Origin of the sequence: Rhizobium sp. AAP116, assembly GCF_001295785.1 — a bacterium.
Classification (GTDB): Bacteria; Pseudomonadota; Alphaproteobacteria; order Rhizobiales; family Rhizobiaceae; genus Allorhizobium.
Genome location: NZ_LJIB01000004.1, coordinates 171,148 through 192,876 on the forward strand (window position 1 = coordinate 171,148; position 21,729 = coordinate 192,876).

At 61.8% G+C, this 21,729-nt stretch carries 22 protein-coding genes and 1 pseudogene; 3 read left to right on the plus strand and 20 right to left on the minus strand.

The genetic code is table 11. From position 1 onward, the window contains the following. Positions 1 to 7 precede the first annotated feature (7 nt). From glmM to ruvC, 20 genes and pseudogenes are all read right to left on the minus strand, one after another. Positions 8 to 1,363, minus strand: a complete 1,356-nt coding sequence (gene glmM / locus IP85_RS03515; RefSeq protein WP_054148279.1) for a phosphoglucosamine mutase — start codon at positions 1,361 to 1,363, stop codon at positions 8 to 10. Between the two features lie 250 nt (positions 1,364 to 1,613). Further along, a complete protein-coding gene (ftsH, locus tag IP85_RS03520; RefSeq protein WP_054148280.1) occupies positions 1,614 to 3,545 on the minus strand; it encodes an ATP-dependent zinc metalloprotease FtsH in 1,932 nt (643 codons plus the stop codon). A 120-nt stretch (positions 3,546 to 3,665) separates the two neighbouring features. After that, a complete protein-coding gene (gene tilS, locus IP85_RS03525; protein WP_054148281.1) occupies positions 3,666 to 4,991 on the minus strand; it encodes a tRNA lysidine(34) synthetase TilS in 1,326 nt (441 codons plus the stop codon). Beyond that, entirely contained in the window at positions 4,991 to 5,989 is a 999-nt protein-coding gene (gene ybgF, locus IP85_RS03530; RefSeq protein WP_054148282.1) for a tol-pal system protein YbgF, read from the minus strand. The genes tilS and ybgF overlap by 1 nt, the downstream gene beginning before the upstream one ends. A gap of 162 nt (positions 5,990 to 6,151) precedes the next feature. Beyond that, a complete protein-coding gene (gene pal / locus IP85_RS03535) occupies positions 6,152 to 6,691 on the minus strand; it encodes a peptidoglycan-associated lipoprotein Pal (protein ID WP_054148283.1) in 540 nt (179 codons plus the stop codon). A gap of 165 nt (positions 6,692 to 6,856) precedes the next feature. Then, on the minus strand, positions 6,857 to 8,161 hold the full coding sequence (gene tolB, locus IP85_RS03540; RefSeq protein ID WP_054148284.1) for a Tol-Pal system beta propeller repeat protein TolB: 1,305 nt from the start codon (positions 8,159 to 8,161) through the stop codon (positions 6,857 to 6,859). 21 nt (positions 8,162 to 8,182) lie between these two features. Next, positions 8,183 to 9,217 carry a cell envelope integrity protein TolA gene (locus IP85_RS03545; protein ID WP_054148285.1) on the minus strand — a complete coding sequence of 345 codons (1,035 nt, stop codon included), beginning with the start codon at positions 9,215 to 9,217 and terminating at the stop codon, positions 8,183 to 8,185. Between the two features lie 10 nt (positions 9,218 to 9,227). Continuing rightward, entirely contained in the window at positions 9,228 to 9,680 is a 453-nt protein-coding gene (gene tolR / locus IP85_RS03550; RefSeq protein ID WP_054148286.1) for a protein TolR, read from the minus strand. Between the two features lie 24 nt (positions 9,681 to 9,704). Continuing rightward, on the minus strand, positions 9,705 to 10,424 hold the full coding sequence (gene tolQ / locus IP85_RS03555) for a protein TolQ (protein ID WP_054148287.1): 720 nt from the start codon (positions 10,422 to 10,424) through the stop codon (positions 9,705 to 9,707). Between the two features lie 246 nt (positions 10,425 to 10,670). Next, complete coding sequence (ybgC, locus tag IP85_RS03560; RefSeq protein WP_054148288.1) at positions 10,671 to 11,111, minus strand: tol-pal system-associated acyl-CoA thioesterase; 441 nt, start codon at positions 11,109 to 11,111, stop codon at positions 10,671 to 10,673. Between the two features lie 179 nt (positions 11,112 to 11,290). Then, the gene (locus tag IP85_RS03565) at positions 11,291 to 11,956 is read right to left on the minus strand and encodes a hypothetical protein (RefSeq protein ID WP_054148289.1); all 666 of its coding nucleotides are present in this window, start codon (positions 11,954 to 11,956) and stop codon (positions 11,291 to 11,293) included. Between the two features lie 269 nt (positions 11,957 to 12,225). Continuing rightward, positions 12,226 to 12,793: pseudogene (locus tag IP85_RS03570) on the minus strand (DinB family protein). Next, positions 12,790 to 13,299, minus strand: coding sequence for an NUDIX hydrolase (locus tag IP85_RS03575; RefSeq protein WP_054148518.1), 510 nt, complete (start codon positions 13,297 to 13,299; stop codon positions 12,790 to 12,792). The pseudogene IP85_RS03570 and the gene IP85_RS03575 overlap by 4 nt, the downstream one beginning before the upstream one ends. A 4-nt stretch (positions 13,300 to 13,303) precedes the next feature. Beyond that, on the minus strand, positions 13,304 to 14,344 hold the full coding sequence (gene ruvB / locus IP85_RS03580) for a Holliday junction branch migration DNA helicase RuvB (protein ID WP_054148290.1): 1,041 nt from the start codon (positions 14,342 to 14,344) through the stop codon (positions 13,304 to 13,306). After that, positions 14,341 to 14,745, minus strand: a complete 405-nt coding sequence (locus tag IP85_RS03585; protein ID WP_054148291.1) for a type II toxin-antitoxin system VapC family toxin — start codon at positions 14,743 to 14,745, stop codon at positions 14,341 to 14,343. Before IP85_RS03585 ends, ruvB begins: the two co-directional genes overlap by 4 nt. Next, positions 14,742 to 15,029: an AbrB/MazE/SpoVT family DNA-binding domain-containing protein gene (locus IP85_RS03590; protein WP_082347581.1), complete on the minus strand. Its 288-nt coding sequence runs from the start codon at positions 15,027 to 15,029 to the stop codon at positions 14,742 to 14,744. The genes IP85_RS03585 and IP85_RS03590 overlap by 4 nt, the downstream gene beginning before the upstream one ends. Positions 15,030 to 15,102: 73 nt before the next feature. Continuing rightward, complete coding sequence (ruvA, locus tag IP85_RS03595) at positions 15,103 to 15,720, minus strand: Holliday junction branch migration protein RuvA (protein WP_054148293.1); 618 nt, start codon at positions 15,718 to 15,720, stop codon at positions 15,103 to 15,105. 16 nt (positions 15,721 to 15,736) lie between these two features. Then, the gene (locus IP85_RS03600) at positions 15,737 to 16,153 is read right to left on the minus strand and encodes a type II toxin-antitoxin system VapC family toxin (protein WP_054148294.1); all 417 of its coding nucleotides are present in this window, start codon (positions 16,151 to 16,153) and stop codon (positions 15,737 to 15,739) included. A 3-nt stretch (positions 16,154 to 16,156) separates the two neighbouring features. Next, positions 16,157 to 16,408, minus strand: coding sequence for an AbrB/MazE/SpoVT family DNA-binding domain-containing protein (locus IP85_RS03605; protein ID WP_054148295.1), 252 nt, complete (start codon positions 16,406 to 16,408; stop codon positions 16,157 to 16,159). A 57-nt stretch (positions 16,409 to 16,465) separates the two neighbouring features. Beyond that, positions 16,466 to 16,978 (minus strand): crossover junction endodeoxyribonuclease RuvC, encoded by a 513-nt coding sequence (gene ruvC, locus IP85_RS03610; RefSeq protein ID WP_054148296.1) that lies wholly within the window; start codon positions 16,976 to 16,978, stop codon positions 16,466 to 16,468. Positions 16,979 to 17,130: 152 nt separating this feature from the next. Here ruvC and IP85_RS03615 point away from each other — a divergent pair, with 152 nt between their 5' ends. From IP85_RS03615 to IP85_RS03625, 3 genes are all read left to right on the plus strand, one after another. Next, a complete protein-coding gene (locus tag IP85_RS03615; protein WP_054148297.1) occupies positions 17,131 to 18,132 on the plus strand; it encodes an LLM class flavin-dependent oxidoreductase in 1,002 nt (333 codons plus the stop codon). A gap of 155 nt (positions 18,133 to 18,287) precedes the next feature. Next, the gene (locus IP85_RS03620; RefSeq protein ID WP_054148298.1) at positions 18,288 to 20,567 is read left to right on the plus strand and encodes a methyl-accepting chemotaxis protein; all 2,280 of its coding nucleotides are present in this window, start codon (positions 18,288 to 18,290) and stop codon (positions 20,565 to 20,567) included. 231 nt (positions 20,568 to 20,798) lie between these two features. Continuing rightward, complete coding sequence (locus tag IP85_RS03625) at positions 20,799 to 21,635, plus strand: outer membrane protein (RefSeq protein WP_054148299.1); 837 nt, start codon at positions 20,799 to 20,801, stop codon at positions 21,633 to 21,635. The last annotated feature ends 94 nt before the right edge of the window (positions 21,636 to 21,729 follow it).

Genomic DNA, 21,729 nt, shown 5'->3' on the forward strand with positions numbered 1-21,729 from the left:
CATCGGCTCAGGCAGCGGCGCTGCGCACGCTTGCGATGACGTCGACGAGTTCGTTGACGATGCGCTCGACCTGGGCGCGGTCGTCGCCTTCAGCCATCACGCGGATCAACGGCTCGGTGCCCGAGGGGCGGATCACCAGACGCCCGGATTTGGCAAGCTCTGCCTCCGCGTCAGCGATGGCCTGCTTGACGACGGCGTCTTCCAAGGGCTTGCCGCCGGAGAAGCGGACATTGCGCAGGAGCTGCGGTACAGGCTCGAATCGGTGGCAGAGCTCGCTGACCGTCTTGCCGGTGCGCTTGACCGCTGCCAGGATCTGCAGGGCAGCCACAAGGCCGTCGCCGGTCGTGCCGTGGTCGGCCAGCACGATATGGCCGGACTGTTCGCCGCCAACGTTGAAGTCGTGGTTGCGCATGTGCTCGACGACATAGCGGTCGCCGACCTTGGTGCGGGCAAGCGTCAGGCCCTTGTCGCCGAGGAAGCGTTCCAGGCCGAGGTTCGACATGACGGTCGCGACGATGCCGCCGCCACGCAGCAGCCCATCCTGCGCCCAGGTTTCGGCAACGACCGCCATCAGCTGATCGCCGTCAATGACGGTGCCGTTTTCGTCGACGATGATGACGCGGTCGGCGTCGCCATCGAGTGCGATACCGATGTCGGCGCGGGTTTCATGGACCTTCTTCTGCAGGGCGTCCGGATGGGTCGAGCCGCATTCCAGGTTGATATTCGTGCCGTTCGGCTCGTCGCCGATGGTGACAACGTCAGCACCGAGCTCCCAGAGGGCTGCGGGCGCTACCTTGTAGGCGGCGCCGTTGGCACAGTCGATGGCAACGCGCAGACCGTGCAGCGTCACGTCGCGGGGCAGGGTGCGCTTGGCGAATTCAACGTAGCGGTCATGCACGCCGTCGATGCGCTTCGCACGGCCGATGTCGTTGGGGGCTGCGAGCTGGCCATAGAGGTCCTTCTCGAGCAGTTCCTCGATCTGCTGCTCAAGCTCGTCCGACAGTTTGTAGCCGTCGGGGCCGAAGAGCTTGATGCCATTGTCGGCGAAGGGATTGTGCGAGGCGGAGATCATCACGCCGAGGTCGCAGCGCAGCGAGCGCGTCAGCATGGCGACGGCGGGCGTCGGGATCGGGCCGAGAACGAAGGCATCGAGGCCGGCTGCCGTGAAACCCGCGACCATGGCGTTTTCCAGCATGTAGCCGGAGAGGCGCGTATCCTTGCCGATCACCACCCGGTGGCGGTGTCCGCCGCGGCGGAAGATCGTGCCGGCGGCAATGCCGACACGCATGGCGAGGTCGGGTGTCATGGGGAAGCGGTTGGAGAGGCCGCGAATACCGTCCGTGCCGAAGTAACGACGTGTCATCAAGTGTTCCTTCAAGTCCATTTCGCTGGCGGTCGCTGCACGTGATCAGCACAGGCGATCGTGCAGGGGCCCGCGGTTGGCTGCTCATGCCATAGAACGCGACGAAGAACACGTAAAATAGCGCTAAAGCTCATTACATGCCGTTACTGCCGGAAGGGTCATCCACCGGATTTTGCGGCCAAGGTCCGTTGCATACAAAAAAGGCCACTCCGTGAGGAGTGGCCTTTCGCTTGATCTCTATCGCGTCCGATCAGTGCGGCTGGGGTTCCAGCCCGCCTTCCGGTTCGCCACCCTTCGGTGCGTCCTTGCGGCCGGTCGAGGGCACGGCGGAGCCACGGCTCGGTGTGCTGTCGTCACCGCTGTCGCGGGACGGCTTCTCGCCGCGGATGAGGGCCTTGATCTCTTCGCCCGAGAGCGTCTCGTATTCGAGCAGGCCTTCGGCGATCGCTACGAATGCATCGTGGTGGTCGGTCAGGATGCGGCGGGCCTCGGTATAGGCTTCGTCGATCAGGCGACGCACTTCCATGTCGATCTTCTGGGCGGTCGATTCCGAGACGTTCTTCGACTGCGAGACCGAATGACCAAGGAAGACTTCCTGCTGGTTCTCACCATAGGCGACCTGGCCGAGGACATCCGAGAAGCCCCACTGGGTGACCATGGCGCGGGCCAGCTTGGTTGCCTGCTCGATGTCGGAGGAGGCGCCCGAAGTGATGTTCTCCTTGCCGAAGGTCAGTTCTTCAGCGACGCGGCCACCCATCATGATGACGAGGCGCGAGACCATCCACTTGTAGCTCATCGAGTAGCGGTCGCCCTCGGGGAGCTGCATGACCATGCCGAGAGCACGGCCGCGCGGGATGATGGTCGCCTTGTGAAGTGGGTCGGCTGCCGGTACCTGCAGAGCGGTAATGGCGTGGCCGGCTTCATGATAGGCAGTCAGCTTCTTTTCGGCTTCGGTCATGGCGGAGGAGCGACGTTCCGCGCCCATCATGATCTTGTCCTTGGCGTCTTCGAATTCCGACATGGTGACGACGCGCTTGTTGCGGCGGGCGGCCATCAGGGCGGCTTCGTTGACGAGGTTCATCAGATCCGCACCGGAGAAGCCGGGCGTACCACGTGCAAGAACCTTTAGGTCGACATTCGGGGCCAGCGGCACGTTGCGTGCGTGCACCTTGAGGATGCGCTCGCGGCCGATGATGTCAGGGTTCGGCACGACAACCTGACGGTCGAAACGGCCCGGACGCAGAAGAGCAGGGTCGAGAACGTCGGGACGGTTGGTCGCGGCGATCAGGATGATGCCTTCGTTGGCTTCAAAGCCGTCCATCTCGACCAGCAGCTGGTTCAGCGTCTGCTCGCGTTCGTCGTTGCCGCCGCCGAGACCGGCGCCACGATGGCGACCGACGGCGTCGATTTCGTCGATGAAGATGATGCAGGGCGCATTCTTCTTGGCCTGTTCGAACATGTCGCGGACGCGGCTTGCGCCGACGCCGACGAACATTTCGACGAAGTCAGAACCGGAAATGGTGAAGAAGGGGACGTTGGCTTCGCCGGCAACCGAGCGGGCGAGCAGCGTCTTACCCGTGCCCGGAGGGCCTACGAGCAGCACGCCGCGCGGGATCTTGCCGCCGAGACGCTGGAACTTCTGCGGGTCACGCAGGAATTCTACGATTTCTTCCAGGTCCTGCTTGGCTTCGTCAACGCCAGCCACGTCATCAAAGGTGACGCGGCCATGCGCTTCGGTGAGCAGCTTCGCCTTGGACTTGCCGAAGCCCATGGCACCGCGGGAGCCACCCTGCATCTGACGCATGAAGAAGAGCCAGACGCCGAGAATCAGCAGCATGGGGAGAAGCGTGCCGATATAGCTCAGGAAACCGGAGGAGCCGTCCGTTTCGGGGCGGGCCACGATCATGACGTTCTTGGCTTCCAGCTTGGTCAACAGGTTGTCGTCGACCACGGGTGCGTAGGTCTGGAACGCCGTTCCAGACTCGACATACTTGCCCAGAACGCGGTTGCCAGTGACCGTCACTTCACGCACGCGCCCCGCATCCACCTCGCGGAGGAACTGCGAGTAGGGAACCTCGCTGGAGGCCGTCTGCGACGGCGAGGTCTGGAACATGCTGAAGAGCGCGATCAGCAACAGTGCGATAATCGCCCAGAGCGCGAAATTGCGAAAATTTGGGTTCATTGAACTCCCCGAACCTGTGGTGCGGGACGAAGCCCCGCAGAATTACTCTCTAACATAGGATCGCGCCGCATCCTTGCCAAGGCAAACGGGGCGTCGCAGATCGTTTTCCGTCAATAAGTCTTAAATCGGACATGCGGGGCTCGGATCCACGCCTATCAACGTGGCAATCATGTCGGCCAATGGCTGGTCAAAACAGGGCATGAAGTCGCCATAGAGCGAGAGCCGCGGGGTTGCCGTCACGGCTGCGCCCTCAGTGTGTCGAACCTTTTTGTTTTCAATGATTTGTGGTGCATTTTCCTGCAGTGCAGAGCGGATCGAGCCGGGTAAGGTGGCGTCGATTATGGTTGCCGGACCGCCCGTAACCGTGATCTCGCTGTCGCTCGAATTCACGATTGTGTAGCGGCCGTCCCAGATGCCGGTCGCACCGGGCGCAAGCGACAGCGGCAAAAGACCGCGCCTTTCGCGCACGAGATGGAGCCGGTCGCGCAGTCGAATGACCAGGGTACCCGACAGGGTCAGGCGAAAATCCGAGCCGTCGTCCAGTTTGAGGCTGAGCCGCGCGAGGCTGTCGGCACCGGGACGATGCGGCTTACCACCGAGCACGGCTACGAGTGCGCCGAGGGCATGATCGCGGATCCCTTTCTCCAAATGTCTGGAGGCATCCAGCGACACGCTCACCAGCATTGCGGGGCCAGCAGTCGCATGGCGCTTCAGCCAGTCTGCTGCTTTTGCCGAAAGCGATGTTCTTTGTCCGACGGCAGCGTCGATCGTTGCTGCATCGAGTGTCTGAGCCGCGCGCCGGGTCCGGACCCGCTCGTAGCGGGGGTCGTCATTGCTCGGGTCATCGATCCAGCTCCGGCCATCGGCCTCAAGACAGCTGCGGATCGCTGTGCGACGTGTGCGCAGAAACGGGCGGAGGATCCACAGGTGGCCTGCATAAAGCGTAGCCGGCGCCATGCCGCTCAGACCGAGGACTGCGTCTGCAGAGCGATCCGCGCGCATGGCCACGGTCTCGATCTGATCGTCCAGCGTGTGGCCGGTGACGATCGCATCGGCCTTGAGGTTGCCTGCTGCATGCGCGAGTAACCGGTAACGCGCTGCGCGAGCGGCAGCGGGCAGGCCGCTCCCCGGTTTGTTGCCCGTCCAGCGCTCGATCCGATGCTCGATACCGAGTTCTCGGCAGAGCTCCGCGACCTCGCCGGCCTCGTCGGCAGCTTCCGGCCTCAGGCCATGATCGATCGTTGCGGCGGAGAGTGTGTGGCGGTGGGGATATGCCTGCCGGTCGATCGCGCGCTTCAGGAACAAGAGAAGTCCGAGCGAATCGCTGCCACCGGATACGGCAACGAGAAGGCGCATGGGACGGCTGAGCGAGACGAGAAATTCTTGGATCGCGGCTTCGGGCGTAAGTTCGGGCAGTAAAGAGCCTGCCGCGAGGGGGGCGCTCATCAGCAGCCGAGGCGTTTCTGCTCGCTCGCAACCTTGGAGACGACAGCGCGGGAAGCCTTGGGGTAACGCTTGGAGACTTCACGCAGCGTTGCGCAGGCCGTCTCGTTATTGTCGAGGGCGGCGAGCGACATGCCGAGCTTCAGCAGCATCTCAGGCGCCTTCGGCGATGTGTTGTAGGTCTGATGGGCATTGAGGAAGGTCTTGGCCGCTTCGTTGTAGTTGCCCTGAGAATAGAGCGCTTCACCGAGCCAGAAATTGGCGTCGGCGATTCTGGCGCTGCTCGGATAGGCCGCGATGAAATCGCGGAACTCGCTTTCGGCCAGCGAATAGTCGCCTGACAGCACATGGGCATAGGCAATCTGGTAGACGTCGCTCTCGGAATTGAGCGAGGCGGTCTGCTGCGGCGCGGACTGCGGCGTCGCCGAGGGTGCCGTAACGCCGGTATCGACGCCGGGCAGGGCGGTCGAGCTGTTGTTCAATGCATCCTGATTGAGCGTGGCCGTTACGGGCATTCCGTTTTCGTCGAGCGCTATGGAGCCCAGCGTCTGTTCGCCGGGTGCCGTGCCTGGCGACTGGCCGAGACCGGAAGCGTCGGCGGTTACGCCGACGTCCGGGGTTTCGGTGATGATTTCAGCAACCGAATCCTGCTGTCCGTCGCCGTTCGCAGGACGGGTCAGCGAGCCGCTCTTCTTTTCGAGATCCTGGAAGCGGAATTCGTTGTCTTCCTGCTGCTTGCGGATGGCTTCCTGCATTTGCAGAAGCTGGAAGGTCATTTCCTCGATCCGCCCGTTCAGGGCACGGATTTCTTCCTCAAGCTGCTGGACACGCAAAGTCGGATCCGTCGCCTGAGCGAACTGGACTTCGGCCTTCGGCGTATGCCCGGGCGCAGCTTTCTGGCCGAGCTGGACATTCGGAAACAGCTGAAATGCGTTTGCAGTTCCGCTCAGTCCCGTCAGCGAGGCCGTCGCAAGCAGAGCGGCCATCACAAGTTTGTTCATGTTCCTTCTTCCTGTTTTCGCGACGAATTGCGCCGAACCAGCGCCGACAGGAGTTTTCCCAATTGCCTGCAAAAAGCAACCAAGTTCGGCCAAAGTATGGAGAAATGTAAAAGGCGGCCCAAGGGCCGCCTTCAAGCTCTGGTGATGCCGGTGTGAACCGGATCACATGCCGGCGCCACCCAGAACGGTGACGGCGCGGCGGTTTTGCGACCAGCAGGAAATGTCGTCGCAAACCGCGACCGGACGTTCCTTGCCGTAGGAAATGGTCTTCAGGCGCTGAGCCGGAACGCCACGCTGTGCGAGGTAGTCGCGGGTCGCCGCTGCACGGCGGGCACCGAGTGCGAGGTTGTATTCGCGCGTGCCGCGCTCGTCGGCGTGACCTTCGATCGTGATTGCGTAGTTCGGATAACGCTGCAGCCACTGTGCCTGACGATCGAGCGTCTGGGCGGCATCGGCGCGGATGGCGGTCGAGTCGGTGTCGAAGAAGATGCGGTCGCCAACGTTGACGGTGAAGTCCTGGGCAGAGCCCGGGGTGGCGGCACCAGCGCCACCGGCGCCGAGACCGAGTTCGCCGGCGCTGTTCGGCAGGTTCTTCTTGTTGGCGCAGCCGGCAAGGGCGAGGGCCACGGCAAACGCGACCATGGCCGGATTGGTTGCCATCTTCTGCAGGCGGCTCTTGGCCGGGGAATGAATGCGGCTCATCGCCGGTCTCCTTGAATTCTCTGTTAGGGTTGCCGGAGCATAACCAATCGCGGTTAACCGGCTTCCAACAATTATAGTGAACGAAGCGTTAATTCTCGTCAGAAACAGTGCAATTGCAGGGCCTTTGAGGCGAGAAAGAGGCGCAAATGCGCCTCTTTCCAGTCACTATTCCATCAGCGGCGACCAGGCCGGGTCGGAGGCGAAGGATGGCGTCTTCACCAATTGCTCGTTGTAGCCCGTAAGGTCGATCGAGTAGAGCTGCGGTCCACCGGCGCCAGCGTTCTGGCGGAAGAACATCAGCACGCGGCCGTTCGGTGCCCAGGTCGGGCCTTCGTTGTGGAAGCCCGTGGTCAGGATGCGCTCGCCGGAACCGTCGGTCTTCATGACGCCGATCGAGAACTTGCCGCCGGACTGCTTGGTGAAGGCGATCAGATCGCCGCGGGGCGACCATACCGGTGTCGAGTAGGAACCGTCACCGAAGGAGATACGACGCTGGCCGGAGCCGTCGGCACCCATGACATAAAGTTGCTGGCGGCCGCCACGGTCGCTTTCGAAGACGATCTGGCTTCCGTCAGGCGAGTAGGACGGCGATGTGTCAATCGCGGCCGTATTCGTCAGGCGTGTCGTGGTGCGCGAGCGCAGGTCCATCGTGTAGATGTTGGCGTTGCCGTCCTGCTGCAGGCTCATGATGACCCGCTGGCCATCGGGAGAGAAGCGTGGCGCAAAGGTCATGCCGGGGAAATTGCCGACGACTTCACGGGCGCCGGTTTCCAGCTGCAGGAGATAGACGCGCGGCTGCTGGCCTTCGAACGACATGTAGGTGATTTCCTGGCGGCTCGGCGAGAAGCGCGGCGTCAGGACGATGTCGTTGCTGTTGGTCAGCATGCGGATGTTCTCGCCGTCCTGGTCCATGATGGCCAGCTGGCGCTTGCGGTCGGTCTTGGGGCCGCTCTCCGAGACGAAGACGACACGGGTGTCGAAATAGCCTTTTTCGCCGGTGATGCGCTCATAGATCGCGTCGGCGATCATGTGGGCGACGCGGCGCCAGTTCTTCGGATCGGTGAAGAACTGCTGGCCGGTCATCTGCTGGCCACCGAAGGTATCCCAGAGGCGGAATTCGGCGCGCAGGCGGCCATCGGGTTCACGCACGATGCGGCCGACCACCAGGGCCTCGGCCTTCAGGGCTGTCCAGTCGGGAAAGCGCGGTGCCTGGTCAGGGTTCTGGATCCGCTCGATGAAAGCGGCACGGTTGACCGGGGCGAAGAGGCCCGAGCGCTTCAAGTCGGCTTCCACGACTGCAGAGATCTGCGCGCCTATGCCGTCTGCCGAGATGAAGTCGGTGATGGCGATCGGCAGCGGCTGGACGTTGCCGCGGTTGATGTTGATTTCAACGGCTGCGTTTGCAGGCGCCACGAAGGCAGATGCCATGCCGGCACAGACCAGCAGAATTCGGAGGAGGAGAGTTTTCATGCTTATCAAGCCTTTCAGCTCTTACATCAGTTCGCTGGGGTCGAAATTGACGACAACTTCAGACCAAGCGTCGTATTTGTCCGGGGGCAGATTGGTGAAGGGGGCGGACTTGCGCACGGCGCGCACGGCGCCGCTCATGAGGACCTGCTGGGCCGAGGGCGAGCCGCCAGTGGCAGTCGCCTCTGGTTCGCCGATCAGGGCGCCATTCTGGTCGAGGCGGAAAGTGACGCGGACGCGCACGTCGGCGGCGTCCGCCATACCCGGCGTGATCAGCCAGTTGTCCTGGATGACGCCACGCAGCGCGTCCAGTTCGCTCTGGCTCAGTTTCGAGCCGCCGGTATCGGTGCGGCCGCCGAGTGCTTCCTGATCGGTGGAGCGTTTCGCACCACCGCCGGCAGCATCCGTCTTGTTGAGAAGGGCTGCCACTTCGTCGGCGTTGAAGTCGCTTTCCATCTGCGGTTTGGATTTCGCCGTTTCCTGCGCCTTGGTGTCCTGCTTGGCATCAGGCTTGGGCGCCGGCTTCTTTTCCGCCGGCTTGGCGATCTCGGGCTTCGGACGCGCAGCCGGGATCGGCGCCTGCTCGGGCAGGGGGATCTCTTCGGCTACAGCTTCTTCCGCGGGTTGGGGCTCAGTGGGCTGGGGTTCCGGCTCCGGCGGCGGGGCCGTGTCTTCCTTGACCACTTCCTTCACCTCGTTCGCCTTTGGATCAGGCGTCGGCGCCGGTGTCTCGACCTTCTTTGGCGCGGCCGCGACTTCCTGTTCGACCGGACGCTTGGAGGGGGTCGGTGGTGATTTCAGATCGACGTCGTTGTCACCGATATTTTCGGCGGGCTCGGCAATCGCCGGCTTCTGGGTCGGCACGGGTGCGGATTTCTCCGCCAGCGGCGCGTCTGTCGAACCCTTCTGGATCTGGGTGAACTCCTCGATCGGAACGATATCGACCGGGAGCGTTTCCATGGGGGCAAATTCGAGTTTTGCGGGCGAGCCGAGGCTCACCAGCGCCGCCGAGAGCGCCAGAGTGTGCAGAAGCGAGGATGTGAAGAGGCTGCCCTTCATGTCCGTCCGATCAGTTCTGCTGTTCCTGCAGGGTCACAAGACCAATATTGGTGAAACCTGCGGCCGAGATCCGCGCCATGACCTGCATGACGATGCCGTAGGTGGCGGCGGTATCGGCGCGCACGAAGATGCGTTCACTGTAGCCGGTGGTGGCTATCGCCTGCAGTTTCGGGACGACTTCCTCAATCGGGATCGCCGTTTCCTGCAGATAGATCTCGCCGGCCGGATTGACCGAGACGGTGATCGGCTGATTTTCGCTGCTCATCGCCTGGGCCTGGGTCTGCGGCAGGTCGATCGGCACGCCAACGGTCATCATCGGGGCTGCGACCATGAAGATGATCAGCAGAACGAGGACGACGTCGACGAACGGCGTGACGTTGATTTCGCTCACGAGCGCGCGCTTGCCGCCCCGCCGTCCGCGGCGTCCGCCACCCTTGCTCCCTGATCCAACCGACATACCCATGATGCGTCTCCTGCCTTCCGGGCCTTACTGTGCTGCCTGGCGCGGCTGCAGCTTCTCGTCGATCTGGCGCGACAGGATGGCCGAGAATTCGTCTGCAAAGCCTTCCATGCGGGATGCGAGCTTGCCGGCCTCACCGGAGAACTTGTTGTAGGCGATGACGGCCGGGATAGCGGCGATCAGGCCGATGGCGGTTGCGAGCAGTGCTTCGGCGATACCGGGGGCGACGACTGCAAGGCTTGCATTGTTCGAGCCGGCAATTGCCTGGAAGGAGGTCATGATACCGATGACGGTACCGAAAAGGCCGATGAAGGGGCCGGCCGAACCGATGGTGGCCAGAGACGACAGGCGCGATTCGAGCGCTTCGGATTCGCGTGCCATGGTCACATCCATGGCGCGGTCGATGCGCATCTGCAGGCCGATCGGTGAACGGGCGCCGCGCTCGAAGCTCTTCTTCCATTCGCGCATGGCGGCGACGAAGATGGCGGCAAGGCCGGTGTTGCTGCGCTCGGCAAGCGTGCGATACAGCTCTTCCAGCGACTGGCCGGACCAGAAGACCTGTTCGAACTGGTCGAACTGGCGTCGCGCGCGGGCATAGCTCACATACTTGTCGATGACGATTGCCCAGGTCCAGACGGAGGCGGCCACCAAGCCGATCATGACCAGCTTGACGATCAGGCCTGCCTGCATGAAGAGGCCCCAAAGGCTCACATCATGCGCTGCTGCAGCCATTCCAACTTGTTCCATCGCCTTCAATTCCCCGAAATCCAAACGCCCGGTGGGTTGGACCGGGCGGTGACATGAGCTCTACTGGTGGAAAATGTTTGCGGTCGCAGCCGCCGAAACCCTTTTCCCGCCTTAGCTCCCAGAGTGCTTCTGGTATGAAAATTTGGTCAAAGGAAGGCGTGCGATGCACAAACTTCCAGCCTCCGAGTAAGACCCGATTAAGGTTAAAAAGGGGTTACCGCAGAGCTCGCTCAGGGCTTTGTGAAGTCAGGTGAGGAACTGCCTGGCGAGATCGTCCGGCAGGCGTCTGGGGCGGCCGTTGCGATTGACGACAGCGATCACGACCTTTGCCGCGATCAGCAACTGATCCGTGCGGCGGATCTCCTGTTGCAGGATCATCTTGGCGCCCCCGGCCTTCTCCGTTCGCGTCACGACAGTGATGATATCATCCATGCGGGCAGGGGCTTTGAAATCGATCTCCATCCGATGAACCATGAAGGCGAGGCCCTCGTCGGATGTCTCGAAAAGGGTCGATTGCTCGACGCCGAGGCAGCGCAGATAGTCTGTCCGGGCGCGCTCCATGAAATGGAGGTAACGGGCATGATAGACGGCACCGGAAAAATCGGTGTCTTCATAGTAGACGCGCTGGGTCAGGTGATGGCCGTCTGCAGTTAGTCTGCCGGAGAGCGATATTTCCATCGAAGACATTGCCGTCCCTGGTCCTGCATGGGCGTGCACTGCTTGGTGCCTGCCCCGGTGATTTTGTCTTCAGGCGCATAGCAGAAAGTGCAGGAGCTTCGCAAACCAGGATTGCGCCTGCTCGGCTATCCGCTTGGGCCAGATAGAAAGGCCGGCCCTTGAGCGCCGGCCTTCCGTTTCAGTCGTGATCAGGCAAGCCCCATGACGGGTTCCGACCGATCGCGCAGGCTGGATGGGTGTTCGGATCGCTGGTCGTCACCGAGCGCCAGAAGCATGAGCTGCGTCGCCAGCAAGGCCAGCGTGAGCAGCAGGGCATAGGCAAGCAGGATCGTCGTCATCGGGACGACGAAATTGAGCTGCGGCATCGCCCCGAGAAGCAGGGGCACGTACCAGGAGGTGGCCGACAGGGCGCCTGAGGCAAAGAACAGGCTGCGCTGTCCGGTCGACATTCCGTCGAGGAGCGAGCGCCCGATCTGCGCTTTTACCTTGGGGAGTACGGCCATGTGCAGGAAGACCCCGTTGATCGTCAGGATGAGGACGATCGTCATTTTGGCCCAGACCTTTTCATTCTCGAGCCGGATCGGATCGAAGGCGCTGTAATAGGCGAGAAAGCCAAGGCCTGTAATCCACAGGAGGATCAAGCCGGCATTGACGATGCGGGAACCGAAATGGAAGACGTTCCACTGGTCGCTCGTCACCTTGCCCTTTAGGAAAAACTTCAGGATCATCAGGTCGAGAACGGTTGCCGCCCCCAGGCCCAAGGCAAGGCCTATGAAGTGGACGATGCGCAACCCCGTCTTGATGGAGGCGACTGGATCGAGGCGTAAAGTATCGATAAGGTACATGAGGCCCATAACGGGAATCCTTCAGGTTGTGCGAGGCCCCCACTTCCTCCTTCTGTCCAGTTTTACAGACGTGCGGAACCATTTCCGCAAACGCCGGGCGTATGCTGACTGTGAATTCAGGAATTACTCATTGCGTCGACTTAAGGGGCCGCACTTAACCTTAGGTCCGCCGCCTCATTACTGGCGTATATGGACGGAAAAGGGGCTGGCATGTGGCGTCATTATGATATGCAGATTGTCTGATGCACGCGCCCCGCAGATCCGTTGCGACCGCGTTGTCAGACTTCGCCCGGGTTCATGACCTGCGCTTCTGTCATCCCGAGACGCTGAAGAACATCCGAACGACTTGCCGCGTCATCGGCGACGATGAACTCATCGATCTGTGGTGGCTTGATGCTTGTGCCAGCCAGCATGGCATGCGCCTGGCCGCGATGATGGGTCTGGTGCTGGAAGAGGTGGGAGAGCACGTCGTCGCAGCGCTCCACCTGGATGCGCCCTCCGCGGTGAATACTCACAGGGCGGTCGAGGTTTTCATGATTCAGGGCCAAACAAAAGGCGAGCAGCCGCCGGTCGGATGCCAAATTGCGCTGCGCGGAGTTCGGTCCGGTCCGGAAACGGGATCTGATCGGCCCATGCCTTCGGGCCAAGATCACCGCCTTCAAGCGCGTCGACATAGAACCAGTCGATGATCAGGATATGATTGAGTGTCGCGACGCGCGAGGGAAAGAAGCTCGTGCGGGGTGCCTCGAATTCTCCGGCCTCCAGCTGCGAAACTGCCTCATGCAGGCGATCATTGGCGAGCATGTTGGCATAGGCGAGCTTGCGGACGAAGCGAAGGGCGCTCATGACCGGTCGAGATCCCCGTCGTGCCAGACGATGTGTTTTGGAGATGTCGGCAGGTTCTCGATCTCGTCGGCGATAAAGTAGGGCGGTATGTCGAGTGCGATCAGCGCATCCCGCGTGGCCGGCACCCATTTGAACTCAAGGCTGTTCTTGCCGTCCTCGTTGCGGTGGATGATTTCGGTCGCATGGAAGGGGAAGACTTCGGGAATCTCCATCCGATAGTAGAGCCCGAGTTCGTGCCAGGCCTTTTGCTCGTAGTCGAAGAAGTTTTCGACGATCCAGAGCAGCTCGCGGACCTCTGCGGTCACACCCAGCTCCTCCTGCATTTCACGCACCAGCGTCTTGGACGAGGTCTCGCCGATCTCTGCCCGACCGCCCGGAAAGGTCCAGAAGGTCTCGTGCGTGGCGCGGTGGACCAGCACATGGCCGTCGCGGAAGGCAAGGCCCGCGATGCGATGGTTGAAGCGCCGCTTGCCGTCCTTGATGGTGATCAGGGTGCGTTTCGACACGGGTTCAGTCATCCTCAAGCGTCAGCCTGAATTGTGCGGCTTCGAGATCCTTGGGCGGGGTCATGCCGAGGTGTTTCCAGGCGGTGGCCGTCAAAACACGGCCACGCGGGGTGCGCTGGATGAAGCCCTGCTGGATCATGTAGGGCTCGATGATGTCCTCGATCGCATCGCGCGGTTCCGACAGGCCTGCGGCGATGGTTTCGATGCCGACAGGGCCGCCGCCGAAATTGACGGCGATCATCGAGAGGTAGCGCATGTCGAGCTGGTCGAGGCCCATATTGTCGACATTGAGCCGCGTCAGGGCTTCGTCGGCGATCTGGCGAGTGACGGCCTCGGCGCGGGCGACTTCGGCGAAGTCGCGGACGCGGCGGAGCAGGCGACCGGCGATGCGTGGCGTGCCGCGCGCGCGGCGGGCGACTTCACGGGCGCCGTCCTCGGTCATCGGCAGGTTGAGGAGCCGGGCGCCGCGACGGACAATCGATTCCAGTTCCTCGACGGTGTAGAAATTCAGCCTGACAGGGATGCCGAAACGGTCGCGCAGCGGGGTCGTCAAAAGGCCGAGGCGCGTGGTTGCGGCCACCAGCGTGAACTTCGACAGGTCGATCTTCACCGACCGGGCTGCCGGGCCTTCGCCGATGATCAGGTCGAGCTGGAAATCCTCCATGGCCGGATAGAGGATTTCCTCGACGGCGGGGCTCAAGCGATGGATTTCGTCGATGAAGAGCACGTCGCGCTCTTCGAGATTGGTCAGAAGGGCCGCGAGGTCGCCGGCCTTGGCTATGACGGGCCCCGAGGTCGAGCGGAAGTTGACGCCGAGCTCCTTGGCCATGATCTGGGCGAGCGTCGTCTTGCCAAGACCGGGAGGGCCAACGAAGAGCACATGGTCCAGCGCCTCGCCCCGGTTCTTTGCCGCCTCGATGAAGATCTTCAGATTGGCGCGCGCCTCGGCCTGACCGGTAAAGTCGTCGAGCGTCTGCGGGCGCAGCGCCGCGTCCAGGTCTTCGCCACGCTTTTCCGGCGTCAGGATCGGGTTGTTTGTGTTCATGCGAGAAGTTCCATGCCGGGCACGCGGGAGGCGGCGCGTTTGTCGAAGGTCTTTATGGAGGCGCAGCCTTCTTGAAGAGATCGGGCCGCAATCAAGGCATCGGCAAAGTCGGCGTTTTTCTGTTCGACGTGTCGCAGCGCCTTGACGACCAGATCGTGACTTTCAATCGTCAGTCCCCGAACCTGCAGGAGCTTGGCGATGGCCGCTGATGCGTCCCGTCTCGAATAGCCGAGTTGCGAGCGCAGTGCCCAGTCCAGTTCCAATACGCAGATCAGTGGGAGAAAGGCGAGATAGTCCTTCCCGAGCCCTTCGGCAAAACGCAAGGCAAGTCGTCGTTGGTCAGGATCGTCATTTGTCAAAAGCCGGATAACGATGTTGGTATCGAGGCCGACCAGGGTCATGCCGCGATGTCCGAGGGATCGTCGCCTCCGGTGAGCAGCGCGTTTGCGCCCGCCGTCCGGATGACCGCTTCGTCAATCTCTTCCAATGTCGCGCGCCCGTTGGGCGGGGTCCCCAGAAAACCCGCCAGATCCTTCATGTCGATGTTCTTCGGCGTGATGACGATTTCTCCGTCGACAACGCTATAGACCATCTGATCTCCTGGGTTCAGCTTCAAAAGCTCACGCACCTCCTTGGGAATAGTGATCTGGCCCTTGGCCGACATGGTAGCTTCCCAGACCTTCATCGAGCACTCCGACATTTTTCGATTTTTCCGACTATACTCGAAATTTCCGCAGGCATCAATTTTGTCGGAGTGATCACCGCGACAGCTCCTTCAGCCCCAGCCGGATCAACTTGGCGCTGTCAGCCCCTTCGCCGCCGTTCTTCAAGGCTGCTGCGATCGCGTTTGCAGCCTGTTCGCGGGAATAGCCGAGATTGGTGAGCGCCGAGACAGCATCGGCGACGGGGGCGGAGGCCACGCCTTCGCCAAGTTCCTGCTTGAGGCCGATATTGGCGGCGGCCTCGCCGGCAAAGGCGGGTGCCTTGTTCTTCAGCTCTGTGACGAGGCGCAGCGCGACCTTCGGGCCGACGCCGGGTGCGCGGGAGATTGCAGCCTTGTCCTGCAGCGCGATCGCAGTCGCCAGTTCCGATGGGGTGAGCGTCGAGAGGACGGCGAGCGCCACCTTGGCGCCGACACCTTGCACGCTTTGCAAGAGGTTGAACCACTCGCGCTCTAGCGCGCTCATGAAGCCGAAGAGTTTCAGCTGGTCTTCGCGCACATAGGTCTCGATGAACAGGACGACGGCTTCACCGGCAGAGCCGATGCGCGACAGGGTGCGGGCCGAGCAATGCGCGACGTAGCAGACGCCGTGGACATCGACGAGGACGTAATCGTCGCCGATTTCGTCGATGGTGCCTTTGAGTTTGCCGATCATGGATGCGTCCGTCGCGTTACAGGGGATGGGTTTCGGGGGAGATGAGGGGCACGTCGGGAAAGTAGGTGCGATAGCCCTTGGGGTCTCTTGTCAGGATCTTGTGATTGCGGATCGCGGCGTGGGCGCCGATGAGGAAGTCGGGGAGAACCCGATCACGTCCTACGCCGGCGCGGCGATAGATGCGAAAGGCCACGCCGGCTGCGAAAGCGGCTGCCCAGGGCAGGTTTTCCCGGTGGAAATCTGACGGCGGAAGCAATTCCTCGACTTCATCGCGATCGGAATATCGTACCGAAAACTCCGAATAGATGATCGGGTTGATGACAAGCGGCTCGTCTTTTGCCAGCCGCATCAACTGGCCACGCGACCAGGCGAGCCATATTGGATCGCGCACCGCGACGTCCACCAGCACGTTGGTGTCGACCATAACAGCCATCGTTCAGCGATCCCTGGTCATCTGCATCAGCGTGTCTGCATTGATTTCCGGATCGCCGGTCCCTTCCAGTCGCGCCAATGCTTCCATCAGGCCTGCCAAGCGCGTCTTTTCTTGCTGGGCCTCGGCTCCGTTTTTCGGCGTCAGCATCAAGCGGCCGTCCTCGACGGTAAACACGACTTCGGAATTCGGCTCGATGCCGATGAGTTCACGCAGATCGCGGGGAATGGTTACCTGACCTTTTGATGTCACACGCATGGCTCGCCTCCGATCAGGTAAGAATAAATCTTACAGGCGGAACAAGTCAAGAACAAATCAGGCGGAGGCCAGCACCTTTCGCATGCGATCACCGCCGCGATTATGGGCATGACAGATGGCGATGGCTAGGGCATCGGCCGCGTCATTGCCCTTGAATTCGGCCTTCGGCATCAGGATCTTCAGCATCATGTGGATCTGTGCCTTTTCGCCATGGCCGACGCCGATGACGGCTTTTTTCACGGCATTCGGGGCGTATTCGGCAACCGGCAACCCAGCGCGGGCAGGGACCAGCATCGCGATGCCACGTGCCTGACCGAGCTTCAGGGTGGCCACCGCGTCCTTGTTGACGAAGGTCTGTTCGACGGCCGCTTCGTCGGGTTTGTAGGCATGGACCACTTCGGCCAAGCCGTCATGCAATTGGCAGAGACGTGATGCAAGGTCCATGTCGCCATCGGAGGTGACCGTACCCGAAGCAACGAAACGCAGCGAGTTGCCGAGTGTCTCGATCACGCCCCAGCCACAGCGGCGCAGGCCCGGATCGATGCCGATGATGCGAATCGTTGAGGTCATGCCCAAATCCTAGTGCAGGTCAGGGCAGGAGTGCCACTGAAATGTGAACAAAGCAAAAACAAACGAAGTGATTATAATTTATCATCGTCACCTCTTGGGCGCCTGTTCGGCTCTCCCTACATGATAGGTCTCACAGACCAAAGGCCGCCGACATGATACCGTTTTCCATTCTCGACCTCTCCCCCATTGCCGAGGGGCATAGTGTGCGCGAAGCGCTGGATGCGTCGCGGCGGCTTGCCCAAGTGGCGGAGAAAAACGGATACCGTCGCTTCTGGCTGGCTGAACATCATGGCATGCCCGGTATCGCAAGCGCCGCCACCGCGCTCGTCATTTCGCATGTCGCTGCCGGCACGCAGACGATCCGCGTCGGTTCGGGCGGCATCATGCTGCCCAATCACTCGCCGCTGGTGATCGCGGAACAGTTCGGAACGCTGGAGGCGCTTTATCCGGGGCGCATAGAGCTCGGACTCGGTCGAGCTCCGGGCACTGACATGCGCACGGCACGCGCACTTCGCCGCAACATGGAGGCGGGGGCTGAGAGCTTCCCCCATGACATCATCGAATTGCAGCGACTGCTCGGGACTCCGGATGAAGAAGCCGGTTTGATCGCCGTGCCCGGCATGAACAGCCATGTGCCGATCTGGCTCCTCGGTTCCAGTCTCTACAGCGCGCATCTCGCCGCGGCGCTGGGGCTGCCTTATGCCTTCGCCTCGCATTTTGCGCCCGATCAGCTCCTCGAAGCCGTCGAGATCTATCGCGAACGCTTCCAGCCCTCGGCGGGCCTGCAGAAGCCGTACGTCATGGTCGGGGTCATGGCAGCCATCGCCGAAACGGATGCAGAGGCGTCGCACCTCTTCACCTCGGCACAGCAGCAGTTCGTCAATTTGCGACGCAACATCCGCCGGGCGTTTCCGCGTCCCGTCGACACAATGGAGGGCTTCTGGACCGATATCGAGCGCATCGGGGTCGAACATACGCTGCGTTATTCCATCGTTGGTTCGCGAAAAACTGCATCGGACAAACTGGAGCGCTTCCTCGCGGCGGTCCGTCCCGACGAGGTGATCGTCTCGACGCCGGTGCATGACCTTGACGCCCGTCTACGGTCTGTCGAACTGTTTGCAGGTCTCAGACAGGGCGTCGAACAGACGGCCTGACCCCCTGGATTACAGGGTTTAGCCTGAGATCTTTACCCCCGATTAAGCGCCAAGGGTGATTGTTCCCGCATAAGGGGAGCCTGCCGACTCGAATTGGCAGGCCATGAACTATGGGCGCAGGTCTTCTGGCCGGGCTGCTCAGGGGAACAACAATCATGACAGCTCGCATCCACTCGCTTTCGTTCAAAGTCATTGCGGTCTTTCTCGTTCTGACTTTCATCACCGTCGCGCTCCTCAACGTCTTTGCCTATCGCAGCTCCAGTGCGCTGTTCGGCGAGCAGACCGAGAAGGCGATGACCAGCATGTTGACCTTCCGCGGCGACATGCTGACGGAGAAGCTCCAGGCCCTGGAAAACCAGGCGGCCTCCATCGCCAAGATCGAGACGCTGCAGCAGTCGATGACCGGACTGAAGAGCGGTTGGAACACGATCAGCAAAAGCACGGGCGACGCGAAAGCCGAACTGCAGCGGGTCTTCGTCACGGAAAATCCCAATCCGCCCGGCGAGCGCGAGAAGCTGCTGAAGCCTGAGGGTCCGAGTGGCTTCTATTATTCGACGCACGAGACCACGCAGGCCCAGATCGCTGCCTACCTCGAAGGCACGAGCTTCAGCGACATGCTGATCGCCGACCAGAACGGGAACGTGATCTACTCCTTCAGGAAGGGGGCTGCTTTCGGGGAAAATCTCGCGGAGGGAAGTTATGCCGCGACGAACCTCGGGCGCGTCTTCCAGCAGTCGGTGCAGGCGGCGGCAGCAGCGGTCGACGATGTCGTCGGCGTCAACTTCTCCGGCCTGTCGGTGGGGGCAGATCCGGCTGCCCCGGACATTTATTTCGCCGTACCCTTCGTCAAGCTCGGTGGTTACAAGGGCAGCCTGATGTTCCAGGTGAAGGCCGATGTCTTCGAGAACCTTCTGTCCAAGGGCATTGTCGCCGGAAGCAGCCAGAAGGCCGCCATTCTTTCAGGCGAGGGGACCGGGATCGCGCTTGATGCCTCCGGCAAACTCACCGACATCAAGGCTGATTTCACCATGTCGGGTGATGGCGTTTCCGTGCAGTCCGGCGAACGTCCCGAAGGTGCCGCCATGGTCTATGGCCGGCGCATCGGCTTCGGTGACCAGAGCTTCGTGGTGACGGAAAGCCTGACAACGGCCGAGCTCGAAGCCGGCTCGATCCGCATTGCGACGATCCTGTTCGTGACCGGTCTGATCGCGCTCGGCGTGCTTGCCGCCGCGACCTGGGTCTTTACCCGTCGATTGTTCGCGCCGCTCGACCGTCTTGTCGCCTTTACCGGTGCCGTGGCCGATGGGGAAATCGAGCATCCCGTTGCGAACCAGGAGCGGCGCGACGAGATCGGCAGCATGGCGCGGGCGCTCGAACGCTTCCGCCTGGCGCTGATCGAGCAGCAGCGGCAATCTGCCGAGCGCCGGGAAGAACGGGCGCGCGCCGAAGAGGAACGCCGCCAGCGTATGGAAGAGCGCGACAGCGAAGCTCGAACCCTGCAGGACGTGGTCGAAACCCTCGATCAGGGGCTGGACAGGCTGGCCGCGGGCGATCTCGCCTTCCGCATCGAATCCCGTTTTCCGGCCGATCTCGAGGCGCTGCGATCCAACTTCAACAAGGCGATCGAGACACTGAGCGCCACGCTTGGCGGTATCGGCGGTAATTCGGTCGCCGTCCGTGAAGGCTCCGAGGAGATGCGGGCGGGTGCCGACCAGCTCGCCGAACGGACCGAGCGGCAGGCGGCTGCGATCTCGCAGGCCGCCACGGCAATCCAGGAGATCACCGGTGCGGTCAAGGTACAGATCGCGCGGGCCGAGGAAGCCGAGCGGATCGCCCGGGCCGCGCGCGACGATACCGCGATGTCCGGTCACATCATGCGCGATACAATCGCTGCCATGGAGGCGATCCAGGGATCATCGATGGAGATCAATAAGATCGTTTCGGTGATCGACGAGATCGCTTTCCAGACCAATCTGCTTGCGCTCAATGCCGGCGTCGAGGCGGCGCGTGCGGGCGAGAGCGGCAAAGGCTTCGCCGTTGTCGCGCAGGAGGTTCGCGAGCTCGCCCAGCGGTCGTCGAATGCGGCGAAGGAGATCGCCGGTCTGCTCTCCAAATCTCGCGGCGAGGTCGATCACGGCGTGAAGCTGGTCGAAAAGGCCGGCAATGCGCTTGATGGTATCGGCTCACATGTGCTGTCGATCAACAGCCATATCGCCGAGATCATGGAGTCCACCCGTGAAGAGGCGCAAACGCTGGTCGACATCAACACCTCGGTGAACCAGCTCGATGCGATGACACAGCAGAATGCCGCCATGGTCGAGGAGACGACTGCCGCCATCCATCGTCTCGCGGGCGAGGCCGCGGAAATGGACCAGCGGCTCGGGCTGTTTACGCTGGGAGCCGAGCGCTCCGGCTCGGTGCGCCACGCCGCCTGAGCATTCCGCGGACACACCGGCGAGATACTGAAATGCGGCCCTGCGGGGCCGCATTTTGTTTCCGCTCTGTCGTCCCGCCACAAGTATCAAGGTAAGCAAATAGATAATGTCTAAAGTTAAGATCTGTAGTTAATCCGAACTTAACCTTTCCACTCCATTATCTGTCCCAATTCAGGATGTTGGGTCTGCGACAGCCTGACGCGACAACGCTGGGATTTGGAGTATCCTGTTATGACGAAAACCATTCTTGCCGTGGCAACGGCCGCACTGCTTGCCAGCTCGGCCGCCTACGCCGCCGATGTCTATCAGCCTGAACCGCAGCCCGTTTATGTCGATGCTCCCGAGGTTGCCGTTGCGGAAGCCTCCGGCTGGTACCTGCGCGGCGATCTTGGCTACAGCTTCAACAAGCTGCGCGGCGCCAACTATTTTCAGGGCAGCAACAATAACCAGGTCGATTTCGCCACGTCCTCGATCAAGGACAGCTTCTGGGTCGGCGGCGGTGTCGGTTACCAGATCAACAGCTATCTGCGCACGGACTTGACGTTTGATTACCTGACCAAGGCCGACTTCAACGGTTCGACCCGCGGCTCCTGCGGCGTTTCGACCGCATGCACCTCGCGCGACATCACGTCGATGCGCGCCTACACGCTGATGGCCAACGCCTATGTCGACCTCGGCACTTATGCGTATTTCACGCCCTATATCGGCGGTGGTATCGGCGGTTCCTACGTAAAGTGGGACAAGCTTCGCAACACTTCGTGTGCGGACAACAACTCGTCCAACTGTGACGCAACCGTCGAGCATCACGGCGCAGGCAGCTGGCGCTTCGCCTATCAGCTGATGGCCGGCGCCTCGATCGATGTAACCTGCAACGTCAAGGCCGATGTCGGTTATCGCTTCCGTCACACAGCCGGCGGCGACATGTTCGGCTACGCTCTGAACGGCGGCCCCGGCTACGACAAGGGCTTCAACAGCCACAGCGTCCATGCTGGCGCGCGTTATGTCTTCGGTGGTTGCGAAACGCCTGTGGCCTACCAGCCGCCGGCAGAGCTGCCTGTCTACAAGTAAGATCCATTCCGCGATCATGCACAGGGCTGCCTTAGGGCAGCCCTTTTGCGTTTCAGCCCGTCGCTGTGGCGGCGCAGACGGAACAAAAATTTCT